The organism is Hydrogenophaga sp. FW305-3-2-15-A-LB1 (assembly GCF_058787875.1).
Genome location: NZ_JBYTAE010000016.1, coordinates 1 through 14,723, shown reverse-complemented (window position 1 = coordinate 14,723; position 14,723 = coordinate 1). Strand labels below are relative to the sequence as shown.

The 14,723-nt window shown below is 71.7% G+C and carries 17 protein-coding genes; all 17 read right to left on the bottom strand.

Going from position 1 to position 14,723, the window contains the following annotated elements; genetic code table 11:
* Positions 1–3: 3 nt before the first annotated feature.
* Positions 4–1,113 (bottom strand): phospholipase A, encoded by a 1,110-nt coding sequence (locus tag AC3WPZ_RS06775; protein ID WP_492438742.1) that lies wholly within the window; start codon positions 1,111–1,113, stop codon positions 4–6.
* Between the two features lie 10 nt (positions 1,114–1,123).
* On the bottom strand, positions 1,124–1,843 hold the full coding sequence (gene fabG, locus AC3WPZ_RS06770) for a 3-oxoacyl-ACP reductase FabG (RefSeq protein ID WP_382162919.1): 720 nt from the start codon (positions 1,841–1,843) through the stop codon (positions 1,124–1,126).
* Entirely contained in the window at positions 1,840–2,376 is a 537-nt protein-coding gene (locus tag AC3WPZ_RS06765; RefSeq protein ID WP_492438740.1) for a hotdog family protein, read from the bottom strand. Before AC3WPZ_RS06765 ends, fabG begins: the two co-directional genes overlap by 4 nt.
* On the bottom strand, positions 2,373–3,167 hold the full coding sequence (locus tag AC3WPZ_RS06760; protein ID WP_492438738.1) for a beta-ketoacyl synthase chain length factor: 795 nt from the start codon (positions 3,165–3,167) through the stop codon (positions 2,373–2,375). Before AC3WPZ_RS06760 ends, AC3WPZ_RS06765 begins: the two co-directional genes overlap by 4 nt.
* The gene (locus AC3WPZ_RS06755) at positions 3,164–4,360 is read right to left on the bottom strand and encodes a beta-ketoacyl-[acyl-carrier-protein] synthase family protein (RefSeq protein WP_492438736.1); all 1,197 of its coding nucleotides are present in this window, start codon (positions 4,358–4,360) and stop codon (positions 3,164–3,166) included. Before AC3WPZ_RS06755 ends, AC3WPZ_RS06760 begins: the two co-directional genes overlap by 4 nt.
* Before the next feature lie 62 nt (positions 4,361–4,422).
* Positions 4,423–5,145 (bottom strand): methyltransferase domain-containing protein, encoded by a 723-nt coding sequence (locus AC3WPZ_RS06750; protein WP_382322872.1) that lies wholly within the window; start codon positions 5,143–5,145, stop codon positions 4,423–4,425.
* Complete coding sequence (locus tag AC3WPZ_RS06745) at positions 5,142–5,948, bottom strand: polysaccharide deacetylase family protein (RefSeq protein WP_444688000.1); 807 nt, start codon at positions 5,946–5,948, stop codon at positions 5,142–5,144. Before AC3WPZ_RS06745 ends, AC3WPZ_RS06750 begins: the two co-directional genes overlap by 4 nt.
* 1 nt (position 5,949) lies before the next feature.
* Complete coding sequence (locus AC3WPZ_RS06740; RefSeq protein ID WP_492438733.1) at positions 5,950–6,588, bottom strand: alpha/beta fold hydrolase; 639 nt, start codon at positions 6,586–6,588, stop codon at positions 5,950–5,952.
* A complete protein-coding gene (locus AC3WPZ_RS06735) occupies positions 6,585–8,927 on the bottom strand; it encodes an MMPL family transporter (RefSeq protein ID WP_492438731.1) in 2,343 nt (780 codons plus the stop codon). The genes AC3WPZ_RS06740 and AC3WPZ_RS06735 overlap by 4 nt, the downstream gene beginning before the upstream one ends.
* Positions 8,924–9,487, bottom strand: a complete 564-nt coding sequence (locus tag AC3WPZ_RS06730) for a LolA-related protein (RefSeq protein ID WP_382322868.1) — start codon at positions 9,485–9,487, stop codon at positions 8,924–8,926. Before AC3WPZ_RS06730 ends, AC3WPZ_RS06735 begins: the two co-directional genes overlap by 4 nt.
* The gene (locus AC3WPZ_RS06725) at positions 9,484–10,389 is read right to left on the bottom strand and encodes a lysophospholipid acyltransferase family protein (RefSeq protein ID WP_492438729.1); all 906 of its coding nucleotides are present in this window, start codon (positions 10,387–10,389) and stop codon (positions 9,484–9,486) included. The genes AC3WPZ_RS06730 and AC3WPZ_RS06725 overlap by 4 nt, the downstream gene beginning before the upstream one ends.
* Entirely contained in the window at positions 10,386–10,694 is a 309-nt protein-coding gene (locus tag AC3WPZ_RS06720; RefSeq protein ID WP_382162937.1) for an ApeI family dehydratase, read from the bottom strand. The genes AC3WPZ_RS06725 and AC3WPZ_RS06720 overlap by 4 nt, the downstream gene beginning before the upstream one ends.
* The gene (locus AC3WPZ_RS06715) at positions 10,681–12,033 is read right to left on the bottom strand and encodes an AMP-binding protein (protein WP_492438727.1); all 1,353 of its coding nucleotides are present in this window, start codon (positions 12,031–12,033) and stop codon (positions 10,681–10,683) included. The genes AC3WPZ_RS06720 and AC3WPZ_RS06715 overlap by 14 nt, the downstream gene beginning before the upstream one ends.
* The gene (locus AC3WPZ_RS06710) at positions 12,030–12,692 is read right to left on the bottom strand and encodes a COG4648 family protein (RefSeq protein WP_492438725.1); all 663 of its coding nucleotides are present in this window, start codon (positions 12,690–12,692) and stop codon (positions 12,030–12,032) included. The genes AC3WPZ_RS06715 and AC3WPZ_RS06710 overlap by 4 nt, the downstream gene beginning before the upstream one ends.
* Before the next feature lies 1 nt (position 12,693).
* Complete coding sequence (locus tag AC3WPZ_RS06705; RefSeq protein WP_291114403.1) at positions 12,694–12,978, bottom strand: phosphopantetheine-binding protein; 285 nt, start codon at positions 12,976–12,978, stop codon at positions 12,694–12,696.
* 25 nt (positions 12,979–13,003) lie between these two features.
* Entirely contained in the window at positions 13,004–14,269 is a 1,266-nt protein-coding gene (locus tag AC3WPZ_RS06700; RefSeq protein ID WP_492438723.1) for a beta-ketoacyl-[acyl-carrier-protein] synthase family protein, read from the bottom strand.
* A 2-nt stretch (positions 14,270–14,271) separates the two neighbouring features.
* Positions 14,272–14,511 carry an acyl carrier protein gene (locus tag AC3WPZ_RS06695; protein ID WP_382162947.1) on the bottom strand — a complete coding sequence of 80 codons (240 nt, stop codon included), beginning with the start codon at positions 14,509–14,511 and terminating at the stop codon, positions 14,272–14,274.
* Between the last annotated feature and the right edge of the window lie 212 nt (positions 14,512–14,723).

The window sequence follows — 14,723 nt, the reverse complement described above, 5'->3', positions numbered from 1 at the left end:
GGCTCAGAACTGCAGGAAGCTCACGCCCGCGCCCAGGCTGGTCTGGCGGAAGTTGTAGTCCGACAGCGTTTCGCCATAACCACTGAACAGCTGCACGTACCAGCGCAGCCCATTGGGTTGGTCGCGCACCACGGGGTAGGTCCATTCGAGCGACGTGCTCCCGCGGTTGCCACCGCGCAGCGTGCTGCGGTGCACCAGCGACGCGGTGTGCACCCCGCTCGCCCACCCGAGGTTGAACTCCGCCTTGCCCCGGTAGTCGATGAGATCGGGGTTGTTGTCGTTCTCTTCGCGTTCCCGCAGCCGCTTGTTGAGTTTCGTCGTGAAGGTCCAGTTGCCGCGCTCGAAGCCGGCACCGAGGTAGACCCGGTTCCAGCTGCGCGACAAGGGGTCGGACTGCCCGTTCGACTGGTGCGCCAGGCCCAGCTGGGTGAAGCGCCATTGCCAACCCAGCGGCAAGGCGCGGAACTGCGGCGCGGTGGGCACCACGTAGATCAACTCGGGCTGGTAGTCGGTGTTGCGAAAGGGCCGCGAGTCGGCGTGGTTGTAGACCTGCCACATCGTCTGCAGGGTGAAGGCGCCCCACAGATCGGCGCCAGGAAAACCCACGTTCTGCAGGAACTTGGTGCGCAGCGACAGCTGGAATTTCGCCTCTTCCCGGCGATCGTCGGGCGCGGTCACGGCCGCCTGCGTCGGCGACTGGGGCGAGCGGTTGATGCGGGAGGTGACGTGCACGGGCAGCACGTAGTTCGGGTGGTAACCCACGAAATTGAACACACCGCGCTTGTCGGCCGGGTCCAGCTCCCAGAACTTGGCCAGCAGGCTGCTGGAAGACGCCGGTGCGGCCGCCGGGGGCAGCTGCCCGCCCGACTGCGACAGCAGCGAGGGGGTCGGGTCCGCCGTGGCCGCTTCGCCGCCGAACGGTTGCTGCGCCACCGGGGCGGCAGGCGCCGACGCGCGCCCGGCGAGCTTGTCGTAACAGGTCAGGCGGTCGGCCGCGGCGCCGATGGCGGCGCAGGTCTCCAGCGTGGGGGGCGTCTCGGTCTGCGCCTGTGCGGGCAGGCCCGCCGCGAGGCCGCACAGCAGGATGAACGGGGACAGGTTTTCAGGTTTCACAGGCAGGCCCTCAGCACATCGCACCGTTGATGGAGATCACCTGCCCACTCACGTAGGCCGCCTTGTCGGACACCAGAAACGCCACCAGCTCGGCCACCTCGTCCGCGCGGCCCGCGCGCTGCATGGGCACCAGGCGCTTGATGGCCTCGGCGTCGAAGGCGCCTTCGATCATGTCGGTCTCGATGATTCCCGGGGCCACCGCATTGACGGTGATGCCCCGGCTGGCGAGTTCGAGCGCGAGCGACTTGCTCGCCGCGTGCAGCGCGCCCTTGGCGGCCGCGTAGTTGACCTGCCCCCGGTTGCCCATGAGGCCGGCGATGGACGAGATGCTCACGATGCGGCCCCAGCGTTTCCGGATCATGGGCATGGTGAGCGGCTGCGTCACGTTGTAGAAGCCGTTGAGCGAGACATCGAGCACGCGGTCCCACTGCTCGCCGCTCATGCCGGGGAACACGGCGTCGTCGTGGATGCCGGCGTTGTTCACCAGGACCTGGATCGCACCCGCCTCGGTCAACGTGGCCAGCGCGGCGGCGGTGGCCACGCGGTCGGTCACGTCGAAGGCCACGGCCTCGGCGCTGCCGCCACTGTCGCGGATGGTCGACGCGATGGCCTGGGCCTTGTCGAGCTGGCGGTTGGCGTGCACGATCACGTGGTGGCCGTCGGTGGCCAGGCGCTGGCAGATCGCCGCGCCAATGCCGCCGCTGCCGCCGGTGACGAGGGCTCGTTTCATGGCTGCGGGTCCTTGTTGGGGTTCAGGGAGTCGGCGTCGAGCACCACGGCCGCGCGCCCTTCGAGCAGGCAGCGGCCGGCGTGGCCCACGGTGAAGCGGTAGAGCACGTTGGAGGCATCGCCCGAGAGGCGCTCGGCGCGCACGTCCAGCGGGCCCGGCAGGTCGTCCAGCCGCTCGGCGTGCAGGCTGACGCCGCGCACGCTGGTGAGGTAACCCTGGCGCGGCGCGGCCTCGGTGCCGGCCACCAGCGCGCCGTGCACCGCCATGGCCTGGGCCGCGTACTCGATGCCATTGGCCACGCCCAGGCGGCCGTGCGCGCGCAGCGGGTGCGCCGGGTCGGCGTGGCCCACGGCGCGGCACACCACGTGATCGGCCGACCACTCGGTGACGGCGTCGAGCAGGCACATGGTGCCCTGGTGCGGGATGCGGGCCGCGATGCCGGCGTGGTTCAGCGTGGCCGGACTCACTGGCGCACCTTCGCCCTGCGGGCCGCGGTGCGAGCTTGCTTGGGAACGGCCCGGCGCTGCGCTCATGCGGGGTCGATCCGGACCGCGAGCCGCAGGCCGGGCAGGTAGTCGATGCAGACCTCACCGCTGCGGCCTTGCGCCAGGCGCTCCAGCAGCGGCAGCGAACGCAGCGCGGGAATGGTCGCGCGCAAGGGTTCCAGCGTGGCCTGCTCCAGGGGCCGCGCGGGCGCTTCGGTGGTCTGCACGGTGATGCGCGCCAGCGCGTCCGGCGAGGGCTCGCATTCGAGCCGCAGGGACACGCCCGCGCAGTCCGCCACGGGCCGCTTGGCGAACAGGGGTTCGGGGTACTCGCTGTCGTAGGCCAGCAGCAGTGTGGCCTGGCGGTCCAGCACCACCTGGCCGAGCGCGTCGATCAGGCCGGCGCCGAAGCTGCCGTCGTGGGCGCACAGCACCTGGCACGGCGCCATCGACTTCGTGGCGATGCCCCAGTAGCCGGCGGGTGCGTTGTGCACCGAGTTGTGGAAGCGCGTGGGCGAGATGTGGCGGTCGTCGGTGGCGAGCTGCTCGCACAGCGCGTGGCAGTTGTGGCCGTCCGAGCCCGAGGCGCTGAACACCGTGGCCAGGGTGGACACGTCGGCGCCGGCCGCGGCTTCCAGGCCGATGCCCAGCGCGAGCTTGATCACGCGGCTGGCGCGGCGGCGCTCGGCCGGCGGCAGCAGCGTGGGCGTGGGCAGCACCGAGGGCGCGGAGGTCCAGGCCTGCTCACCGCGCAGCACGGCGCGCGCACTGGGCCAGTCGGGCAGGCCCGGCGCGATCAGGCCGATGCCGGTGATCCAGGCGGTCAGGGGCGCGTTCATGCCTGCGCCCTCCCGAACACCAGGCTGCAGTTGCTGCCCCCGAAGCCGAAGGAGTTGGTGAGCGCGTGGCGCAACGCGGCGGGCTCGCCCCGCAGCTGGTAGCGCAGCGGAATGGCGGGATCGCGCTCGCGCGTGCCAGGGCTGCCGGGCACATAGCCGTCGACCAGGGCGAGCGCGCACAGCACGGCTTCCACCGCACCGGCCGCGCCCAGGGTGTGGCCGGTGGCGCCCTTGGTGGAGGAACACGGCACGCGGTCACCGAACACGGCGGCCACGGCCTTGCCCTCGGCGCTGTCGTTGGCCGGCGTGGCCGTGCCGTGCAGGTTGATGTAGTGGATGTCGCCCGCGTTCAAGGACGACGAGCGCAGCGCGGCCTCCATGGCCAGTTTCGCGCCCAGGCCTTCGGGGTGCGGCGCGGACATGTGGTGCGCGTCGCTGGACTCGCCCGCGCCCAGCAGCCACACGGCCTGCGCGTCGGGGGCGTCAGCGCCGCGCTCCAGCAGCGCGTAGGCGGCGCCTTCGCCGATGGAAATGCCGTCGCGCCCCGCGTCGTAGGGTCGGCAGGGCTCGGCGGAGGTGAGTTCGAGCGAAGCGAAACCGTACAACGTGGTCAGGCACAGCGAGTCCACGCCGCCGACCAGGGCCGCGTCGATCGTGCCCAGCTCGATCTGGCGCGCGGCGGCGGCGAACACCTTGGCGCTGGACGAACACGCGGTGGAGATCGTCATGGACAGGCCGGTGATGCCCAGGTGTTCGCGCAGGAACTCGCTGAGCGAATACGGGTTGTGCGTGGTGGCGTAGCTGAAGGCGGCGGGCAGCGCGCCGCTGGCGGGATCGCGCTGGCGGTAGGCGAGCTCGGTCTCCAGGATGCCCGAGGTGCTGGTGCCCATGAAGACGCCGACGCGGCCCGCGCCATGGCGCTGCACGGCAGCGCGCACGCGGTCTTCGAAACCGTCGGCGCGCAGCGCGAGCAAGGCCAGCCGGTGGTTGCGGCAGTCGTAGGCGGCCAGCGAGGCGGGCAGCGCCTGGGCGTCCACGCCCTGAATCTCACCCACCCAGGTCGGCAGTTCCACGGTTTCGAAATGGCAGGGCCGCAGCCCGCTGCGGCCTTGGCGCACGGCCTCGCGGTGGGCATCGAGTCCCACCCCCAGGCAGGTGGTGGCGGTGTAGGCGGACAGCAGCAGGGGCTTCACGGGCAGGGGGCAAAAACGGGGTCGGGCATTGTCTCAGATGGTGGCAGGAAAACCGCCCGCGCTCAGTGCGGTACCCGGCAGACCAGCATCACGTTGGCGAACGGCTTGCGCCCGCTCATGGGCTCGGTCTCGACCACGAAGCCCAGCTGCCGCAGCTCGGCCACCCAGTCCTGCAGGGTGCGGCAGTACAGGCGCGGCAGGCGGTGCCCGCGCGTGTAGGTGACGAGCCGGTCCACGCCGTTGCAGATGCGGTAGGTCAGGCCCGCGCCCGCGTCACCGATGCGGGTGAGGAACACGCCCCCGGGCGGCAGCGCCTGGCGGATGCGCGCGAGCACCTCGCGCTGCTGCTCGTGGCTGAAGTAGTGCAGCGCGTCGAGGATGAGGATGGCGTCGGGCCGGCCGAAGTCGACCGCGTTCATGTCGCCCTGCTCCACCCGCACCACCGGGTGCTGCGGGCCGAAGGCGCGCGCGGCGCGGTCCACGTCGCGCTGCATGAGCTCAATGCCGCGCAGCTTCCTGGGCTGTGGCGGCGTCGCCCAGCCCGCCGGCCAGCGGCCCTGCTCGTGCAGCCGGCGCGCGGCCAGCAGCCAGGCGAACAGGCTGCCCTGGCCGCAGCCGAGGTCGAGGTAGTGGCCGCCTTCGGGCAGCAGGCCGCGGCGCAGCATCTCGTGGAAGATGCTGTCGTAACCGAGCTTGCCACGCGCGTAGTGGTAGGCGAAGCGCCCGCTGGGGCGGAAGGTCTGGCTGGCTTCGTTGACCAGCAGCTGGACGGATTGACGGCTCATGGGGGCAGGGCTTGGTTCAGGGTGACGGGAGGAAGCTGGCGCTCGGCGAGGGTCTGCAGCAGGCGCGGCAGCACCACGAGAATGACGGGTTCACCGGCGCGGGTGCGGGCGCAGTGGCCGTCGTGCATCAGCACGATGTCGCCCGGGCCCAGGTGTTGCGAGAGGCGCTGGAACACGCGCTCGGGGTCGCCGGTGCGGGTGTCGTAGGCGCGGCGCGTCCAGGTGGCGAGCGTGAGGCCCAGGCCGTGCAGCACCGGGTCGAGGAAGGGGTTGCGCAGGCCGGCGGTGGCGCGGAAGAAGCGCGGCGCTTCGCCCGTGAGGTCGGCCAGCGTGGCCTGCGCGCGCACGATGTCGCGCCGCATGGCGCCCGGGCCGAACAGCGAAAACGCGTTGCTGTGCGCGTACCCGTGGTTCTCCACGCGGTGGCCGCGCCGCACGATCTCGCGGCACAGCGCGGGGTGCTGTTCGGCGATGCGGCCGATGCAGAAGAAACTGGCTTTCGCGCTCGCGGCGTCGAGCAGGTCGAGCACGCGCGGCGTCACCTCGGGGTCGGGCCCGTCGTCGATGGTCAGCGCGACCTCGCGCCGCCGCACCGAGGCCTCGGGCAGGCGGATCAGGTTGGGCCCGAGCAGGCGCGCGCTCGGCCACAGGCCGGCACCGGCCAGCAGCGCGTGGTTGGCCACCAGCGCGCCCACCGCCCAGGGCCAGGCGGCCGGCACGGCCAGCGTGCCGAGCACGGCCGCCCCGTGCACGGCGGCGCTCGCGCTCAGGAAGGGGGATGGGCTCCAGCGCTTCGTGGCCATGTCAGTGGAAGTGCCCGGCATCGAGGAAACGCGCCCACAGCGGCCGCCAGGCCGACCAGTCGTGCCCGCCCGGCACGGTGTGGCGCGAGGCGGCCGGGAAGCGCTCGGCCAGTTGCGCGATGCGCGCGGCGAACCGGTCCTCGGTGCCGTGGCCGACGAACACCGGCAGGCCGGCGGGCGGCTGCCGCAGCCACTGCCACACGCGCAGCTCGGGGTCCTGCAGGTCCTGCGCGCTGGGCTGCCAGCGATCGATGCCCCCGGCGCGCTCGATCACGTTCACGCTCGGGCGGCTGCCCGGGTAGGGCGCGAGCAGGCACAAGCCGTCGGCCACGCCGGGCCGCGCGGCCAGGTGCGCCATGGCGACCATGCCACCGAGCGAGATGCCGCCCAGCCACACGCGCGCGCCGCGCTCGCGCGCCGGGGTGAGCACCTGGTGCTGCAAGGCGTCCCAGGTGTCGACGGCGTCGAGCCCGAGCCCGCTGAGGTCCACCGCCAGCAGGTCCAGCGCCAGGCCCCGGCGTTCGATGGCGTCGGCGAAGCCGGCCTCGAAGAGCTCTTCGGGCCGCATGGCCACGCCGGGCAGCATCACGAGCAGCTGCGGCGCAGCGCCCGAGGTGCCGACCGTGCGCAAGGCCTTCACGGCGCGGGCCTTCTGACGGCGAAGGCCGCCGACAGCACCAGCGCCAGCACCGCGCCCGGCCCCACCGTCACGCCGATGGCGTGCAGCACCGGCACCGTCGACCAGGCCAGCACGCCGAAACCGATGACGGTGGTGAAACTGGCCACGCCGATGGACAGCAGGGTCTCGTCGTCCAGCACCTCGCCGAGCGCGAGGCGGTCGAAGAACAGCGCGTAGTTGGAGCCCACGGCCACGGTGAGCAGCATGCCCACCAGGTGCAGCAGGTGCAGGCGCACGCCGAAGAAGTGCAGGCCGGCGATCACGACCAGCACCGCCATCACCAGCGGCAGCATCACGCTGGCCAGCCGCAGCGCGCTGCGCTGCACGAAGGCCATGGCCACGACGATGGCGAGAAAGCCCGCGAGCGAGAGCACGATGGCCTCGTCGATGTACTCGCCGTAGAGCGTGTCGAATTCGCCCTTGAGGTCGATGAAGAGCGCGCCGCTGCCGGCCAGCGCCTCGCGCACGGCCGCCACCGGGATGTCCGCGCCGGTGGCCTCGGCCGAGGGGCGCAGGGGCAGCAGCACGCTCCAGCCGCTGGGGCGCTGCATCAGCAGCGCGTCCACCGCCAGCCCCAGGCCCGTGCCCTCGAGGTCCTGGCGCGTGAGGTTCGGTGCGCCGCGCGCGGCGGCCACGTCGTCCAGGAAGGGTTGCAGGCGATCGGCCGAGAGCGGTGCGTCCACCAGCGCGCTGCGCAGCCGCTCGCGCAGTTCTTCGGGCGTGGGCAGGCTGGCGCGGCGCGCGGCCTGCGTGGCCTCGCTCGGCAGGAAACGCGCCGGGGTGTCGAAACCGCCGATGAGGCCTTGCTCGACCAGCGGCCGCAGCTTGGCACCCGCGCGCTCGGCGGCCTGCAGCGCGCTCTCGCGGTCGGGCGCGGTGATCACGGCCATGTAGCGCGCATCGGGCGCGCCCAGGTCGCCGCGCAGCCGCGCATCGAGTTCGCCTTCGGCCTGGCTCACGGTGGACAGCGCGGACAGGTCGGACTGCCAGACATCGTGGCGCTCCTGCACCAGGTACACGCACGAGACCAGCACCAGCGCCAGCAACGGCCAGCGCAGCACGGTGGCATGGTCCACCAGCGGGCGCAGCAGGCGGCCCTGGCGCGCGCCGTCGTGCAGGTGCACGCCCGGGCCCGCGAGCTGGGGCAGCAGGTAGCGCGTGACCAGCGCGGCCGTGAGCACGCCGGTGATGGCGTACAGGCCCAGCTGCGCCAGGCCCGGAAAACCCGAGAACAGCAGCGCGCCGAAACCGAGCACCGAGGTGAGCACGCCCAGGCGGATGGTGGGCCAGTACTGCTCGCGCCAGGACCCCACGCCCTGCCGCCCCGACTGCACGAAGTAGTAGATAGCGTAGTCCACCGCCTCGCCGATGAGCGCGGCGCCGAAGCCCACGGTGATGCCGAACACGGTGCCGTGCACCAGGCCCACCATCACGATGGCCGCGAGGGTGCCGCTGAGCACCGGCACCAGCGTGAGCAACATCAGGCGGCCACGGCGGTAGACGAAGCCCAGCATCACCGCGAGGATGGCCGTGCTGATGAGCGAGAGGCGGCTGACCTCTTCCTGAATGGTGGCGCGCGCGCGCACCGCGAACAGGCCGGGGCCGGACATCTCCAGCGTCAGGGCCTGCAGGCCGGGCTGCTGCTGCACGACCTGCGCGAAGCGCTCGCGGATCAGGTCGATGGCGGCGGCCTGGCCGTCGGTGTCGGAGCCCAGCGCGTGCGTCTGCACCACCAGCATGGCGCGTTCGCCGTCGCGCGAGGCCCACACGCCGTCCTGCTCGTTGGGCTGCACGCCGGCGTTCAGGCCCGAGACCAGTTCCACCAGCTCGCCGGTGGGGTCGCGCGCCAGGTAGGGCTTGAACAGCAGGCCGGCCGAGGAGCTGAGCAGGTCCACGCTGTGGTTCACCGCGCTGCGCAGGCCCTCCACACTGAAGCGCTCGGGCGTGACGGCGCCGCTGAGCACGTAACGGTGGTCGAGCAGGAAATCGCGCGCGGCGTCCAGCGCCTCCGCCTCGCCGTTCTGCACCGTGTCCAGGCTGGGCTCGTCCTTGAGCGAGGCGCGCAGCGCGCGCGAGGCGTTGGCGCGTTGGTCGGCGCTGCCGCCGACGATGGCCAGCATCAGCAGGCGCGAGACCGCGCCCTCGCGCAGCTGGTCCACCATGACCGACTGCTCGGGCGTGGGCTTGGACGGCAGGAAAAAGGAGACGTCGGCCGAGAAACGCGTGTTCCACAACAGGCCCAGGCCGACGGCCATCGCCGCCAGCCAGATCAGCAGGGCACGCCACACGCTTCGGGTCATGGCGTCGGCTCGATCGTCATTTCGGTGCGGTCGCCGTCGGCCTGCAGGTAGTCGATGCCCAGCACCTGCTGGCGCACGCCCTTGACGGTGATGCTTTTGAGCAGGCTGGTGATGCGCTCGTCGTTGGGCACCAGAACGAGCACCCAGGCCTCCAGGCTGCCGCTGAGCGAGAGCTTGTAGTGGCGCTCCAGCGCGGCGCGGTCGCCCGCGAGCGTGCTGCGGATGCTGTCCACGAAGGCGGCCACTTCGGGGCGCGCGCTCAGGCGGATCGTCATGCGGCGGCGGTCGCGCTCCACGCTGAGCGTGTCCTTGTCGAGCACCATGGTCTCGACCTGGGGCGTGAGCGTGCGTTTCTCCAGCCGGTCGGGCGGCGTGTAGCGCATCTCGCCGGTGGCGATGACGGGTTTGTCGAGCAGCGCGAGGTGGCGCTTCTCGACGAACTTCGCCTGCCCGCCGGGGTTGCGGGCGAGCTCGGCCATCAGCTGGTCGAGATCGAGGGCGGCGTGCGCCAGGGCGGTGAAGCCCAGCAGCGCGAGGCCGCAGAAGAGTCGTCGGATCATGTGCGTTGCCAGAACTCGTAAAAATTGAACCAGTTGTAAGGCGCCCGGCGGCAGAGTTCGCTCAGGCGGTCGGCATAGGCCTGCATGGCCTGCGCGATGGCGGCGTCGCGCTCGCCGCGCTCGACGTTGGAAAAATCGGCCAGCAGCTCGAAACGCAGTTCGTAGCGGTTGTCGCCCAGGTACAGGCCGGCCATGAAGAACACCGGCCGGCGCAGCATGGCGGCCATGCGCCAGGGCCCGACCGCGAACCGCGCCGGCGCGCCCAGAAACATGCATTCTGCCGTGCTGTCGTTGGCGAGGGAACGGTCGGCCAGCAGGCCGACCAGGTGGCCGTCGTCGAGCTTGTCGCGCGCCTTGAGCATGGTATCGGGGTGGCCGAGCGCCACCACGTCCTGCTGGGCGCCCGGTTTGATGGCGTTGAGGATGGCGTTGATCTTCTGCGCGTTGTCCTCGTACATCATCATCGCCACGGGCACGTGGGCCCGGGCATGCGCCATCACCCGCAGGACCTCGAAGCTGCCCAGGTGGGCGCCGAGCAGCAGGGCGCCGCGCTGGCGCTGCAAGATATCGTGCAGCGCGTCGTCGCCCACGAACGTGATGTCGAACAGATCAAAGCGGTCATTGAGCAGGTAGATGCGATCGTGCACGGTGCTCGCGAAGCTGAACACGTGCCGGTAACCGTCGCGCCAGGTGGGCGCACGGCCGAGCGCGCGGCGCAGGTAGTCGCGGCCGGCGCGGCGCGCGCGGGGCGAGAAGAGCACGAAGTACAGGGTGACGAAACGCAGCACCAGGCGGCCGAAGGGGCGGCCCAGCGTGAGCGAGAGCCAGACCATGAAGCGCAGCGCGCCAAGGTGGCTGCGTTCGCGCTGGCGCATCCACTCGGGTGGCGTGTCGCCCCTCATGGCGCCGGGGGCACGAGGCTGCCCGCCGCCACTTCGCGGCCTTCGCAGCTCACGCTGAAGGCGATGGCGCCGCGCGGCGTGGTCTGCAGCGCGAAGCGCAGCACCTGGGACGGCCCGACCGGCACGAAGAACTTGGCCTGCGCGACCTGCCACCCGCCCTGCCACGGGCGTTGGCGCATCTGTCCCGCGAACACGATCGCCTGATCGAGCAGCGCCACGCCCGGCACGATGGGGCGCGCCGGGAAGTGCCCGGCGAAGGCCGGGTGGTCGGGCGGCACGGCCCAGTGGAACTCAGCCGCGTCCATGGCCAGGGCCCACTTTCTCGGTGTAGAGCGCCTGCAAGGCCTGGCGCGGCAGCTTGCCGGTGCTGTTGCGCGGCAGCGCCTCGACGAACACCAGCGGGCGCGGCAGGAAGATCGCGTCCAGCCGCTGGCGCAGGCCGGCCATGAGCGCGCGGGCGTCCAGCGTGGGCGCGACCACGAAGGCGGTCAGGCGCGTCACGCCGTCGTCGCCGAGCTCATCGGGCAGGAAGAAGGCCGCGTCCACCACGCCGGGCAGCGCGCCGATCTGGTGGTTCAGGTAGGCCAGCGAGGTGCGCTTGCCGGCGATGTTGATCAGGTCGGCATGGCGGCCGTGCAGCAGGAAGCAGCCCTCGGTGCCGGACTCGATGATGTCGGCCAGCGGCACGCGGCCTTCGACATGCCCGCCGCTGGCGTAGGTGGTGTCGCCCTCGTGCTCCAGGTGCACGGCCTCCATGAGCCGCCAGGCCGCGCCATCGAGCGTGCGGCGGCTGGCCAGCGCGGACGATTCGGTGGAGCCGTAGATCTCGTGCACCGGCGCGCCGCAGCGTTCTTCGGCGCGGCGCGCGAGATCGGGGCTGAGCGGCGCGGTGGCCGAGAGCACCAGGTCCATGGGCGGCAGCGGCAGTTCCGAGGCCAGCAGCGCGGAGAGGTGGAACGGCGTGGTCACCAGCATGCGCGGGCGCGGCACGGCGTCCAGCGCGGCCACGATGTCCTGCGGGTAGAAGGGTTTGCCGGCCGCGAACTGGCAGCCGCCGTGCAGCGCGATCAGAAAGGTCGACTCGAAACCGTAGCTGTGCTGGATGGGCACGGTGCCCACGATGGATTGCGGCCGTTGCATGAGGCCGAGGGCCGTGGCCTCGGCGCGACCGTTGAGCACCAGCTTGCCCCAGGTCTTGCGGTGCGGCTGGGGCAGGCCGGTCGAGCCCGAGGTGAACAGGATGGCGACCACGCGCTCGGCGTCCAGCCGGGGCATGTCGTGGATCTCGGGCCGGAGCTGCACGGCAAGATCGGGGAACACCAGGCCGGGCAGGTCGGGCACCGCCCCGGGGCGGTCGCCCAGCCAGGACACGCCGGGGTAGTCGGCCGCCAGGCGCTGCAGCGTTTCGGGCGACTGCGACGAGGGCTGCAGGCTGACCTTGCCCGCCAGCAGTCCGGCGGCGAAACCGACCGCGAAGTGGTAGCGGTCTTCGCACACGTTGAGCAGCCAGCCGCCCTCGGGCAGGCGGGCGGCGAGTGCGTGCGCGTCGGCCAGGAACTCGCGCACGCGCACCGCGCCCTGCGCGCGCCAGGCGAACACATCGTCGAGCCCGTGGGCCCCGATCAACGGCAGGGTGTCGTTCATGGCGGTGGTGGCGCGGCGCTGCGGCGCGCCGACTCGCGCTGGTAGGCGCGCCGGATGTCGGCCAGGCCCGGGCGTTCGTGCGGCGGCAGCACCCGCAGGCGGACGAGGTGCTCACCCAGGAACATGAGGCCGATCAGCGGACCGGTCAGCACGTTGGCGTGGATCGACCAGATGGCCGGCGGCGCCCAGATGAAGAGCCCGGTGGAGACCAGCGCGTTGGCGAAGAAGAAGATCGTCCAGGCCAGCGTGGCGCCGCGCGTGTAGCGCAGCTTGCGCTCGGACAGCTCGGGTCCGAAGATGCGCCGCGCCATGCGGGTGATGAGGGCGTCGCCTGGGCCGAGCAGCGACTTGCCGAACAGCACGCCCAGCGCGATGTGGATGCCCAGGTGCTGGATGTAGTACAGCAGGGCCACGTTGTGGCGCAGCCGCGGCCAGAGCCAGGCCAGCAAGGCGCCCAGCGCCAGCACGCCGGCCCCGCGCACGGCCCAATGGGGCAGCCGCCACAGCGCCATCAGCACGGCCACGGCGATGGGCAGCACGGCCACGGCGGCGTTGAAGTCGGCATTGCCCCAGCCGTTGCTGCCCACGTGCGCCGCGATCACCCAGGCCACCATCAGGAGCAGCGCGCCGAGGTCCCGCAGCAGCGTGGAAGCGGTCATCTCACTGGGTGCGCTGGCTGGCGATGTGGGCGGCCAGGGCGCGCGGCGAAGCGAAGATCTTCTCGTTGTCCTCGTTGTCCGAACGCATCTGGAAGCCATAGCGTTTGGAAATGACGAGCGAGATCTCCAGCATGTCGATGGAGTCCAGGCCCATGCCGTCGCCATACAAGGGGCCGTCGGGATCCACCTCGGCGGGCGCGAGCTCCATGTTGAGGGCTTCGATGATCAGCGCGACCACCTCGGGCCAGAGGGCATCGACGGTTTCAGGGGAGACGGGTTGGGTCATGACGGTCACTCGGGAAAAGGGGTCTTCAAAGGGGCGGCGCGCGGAACGCCAGCACGGCGTTGCTGCCACCGAAGGCAAAGGAATTGGACAGCGCCGCGCGCAGCGGCACCTGGCGGCGGCCTTGCAGCACGTGGTCCACGCCCTCGCAGGCGGGGTCGATGCGACCGGCCAGGTGGGCGGTGGGCGGGATGGCCTGCTCACGCAGCGCCAGCACGGTGGCCACGGCCTCGATCGCGCCGGCGGCGCCGAGCAGGTGGCCGTGCATGGATTTGGTGGCGCTCACGGGCAACTCCGCGGCGCCGTCGCCGAACACCTCGCACAGGGCCGCGACCTCCACCGGGTCGCCCTCGGGGGTGGCCGTGCCGTGGGCGTTGACGTAGCCGATCTCGGCCGGCGCCAGGCCGGCGTCGGCCAGCGCGGCGCGCAGGGCGCGCACCTGGCCCTGCCGGTGCGGGCGGACCAGGTGGCTGTGATCGCAACTGGTGCCATAGCCCACGATTTCACCATGGATGGTCGCGCCGCGGGCGACCGCGTGGTCCCAGGCCTCCAGCACCAGCGCCGCCCCGCCTTCGCCGAGCACGAGGCCGGCGCGGTCGGCCGCGAACGGGCGGCAGGCGGCGGGCGCGGTGTCGGCGTCGCCGGGTGCCATCACGCGCATGGCGTCCCAGGCGCGCAACACGCTGTAGGACTGGCAGACGTCGGAGCCACCGGTGACCATCACCGTGGCCTCACCGCTGCGCACGCGCCGGAAGGCCTCGCCGATGGCGATGCTGGAGGACGCGCAGGCCGCCGTGTGGCTGGTGCTCACGCCGCCCAGGCCGAGCTGGATGGAGATGTGGGCGTTGACCGCGTTGTTCATGCCCTGCACCACCGACAGCGGCGAGACGCGCTCGCGCCCCCGGATCCACAGATCGCGGCCACCGCGCTCGTGCGCCTCCAGGCCGCCCAGGGCGGTGCCCCAGATGCAGCCCCAGGCCTCGCGCTCGGCGCCCTCGGTGTCCGTGGCCTGGCGCGGCAGGCCGGCCTGCTCCCAGGCCTGGAAGGCCGCGGCCACGCCGAGCTGGGCGAAACGCTCCATCATCAGCGCCAGCGGCTTGCCCAGCGCGGCCTCGGGGTCGAAGCCGGCGCAGCCCACGAACGGGTGGGACAGCGGGCGCGGCAGGTCCTGCGTCACCCGCAGGTGGCGCACGGCGGATTCCCCGGCCAGCAGGCGTTCGAAGAAATCCCGGGCATCACCGCCGTAGGGGCTGATCACCCCGATGCCGGTGATCGCGACGCGGTGGGGGCGCATGTTCAACCGGCCTTGAGCGCGGCCAGCGAATCGATCACGGCCTGCATCTCTGCCACCGTCTTGGGCGGCTGCACGTCGGAGGGGATGTCGATGCCCAGCCGGTCCTCGGCTTCGAACATCAGTTCGGCCAGCATCAGCGAGTCCACCCCGAGCTCGGCCAGCAAGGCCTCGGGCAGCACCTGATCGGGCTGGACACCCAGGCGGTCGACGAGGAAGGTGCGGATCAGTTCAGTGGAGCTCATGAAAATTGCCCAAGGATGAGACTGGCACGGTGGGGCCTGCACGCAAGCCGATGCGCAAAAACGAACATGGGGGGAACTCCTCCGAAGCAAAGACCGTCTTGGGGTTCTGGTACGGCCTTGGGCGGGCGCGCCGCCCTTGCTTCACAGGGCATGGGATTATACAAAGGGGCTACAGGAAGGCCGGCTGTCACACGCGTGTCGTACATTAGGCC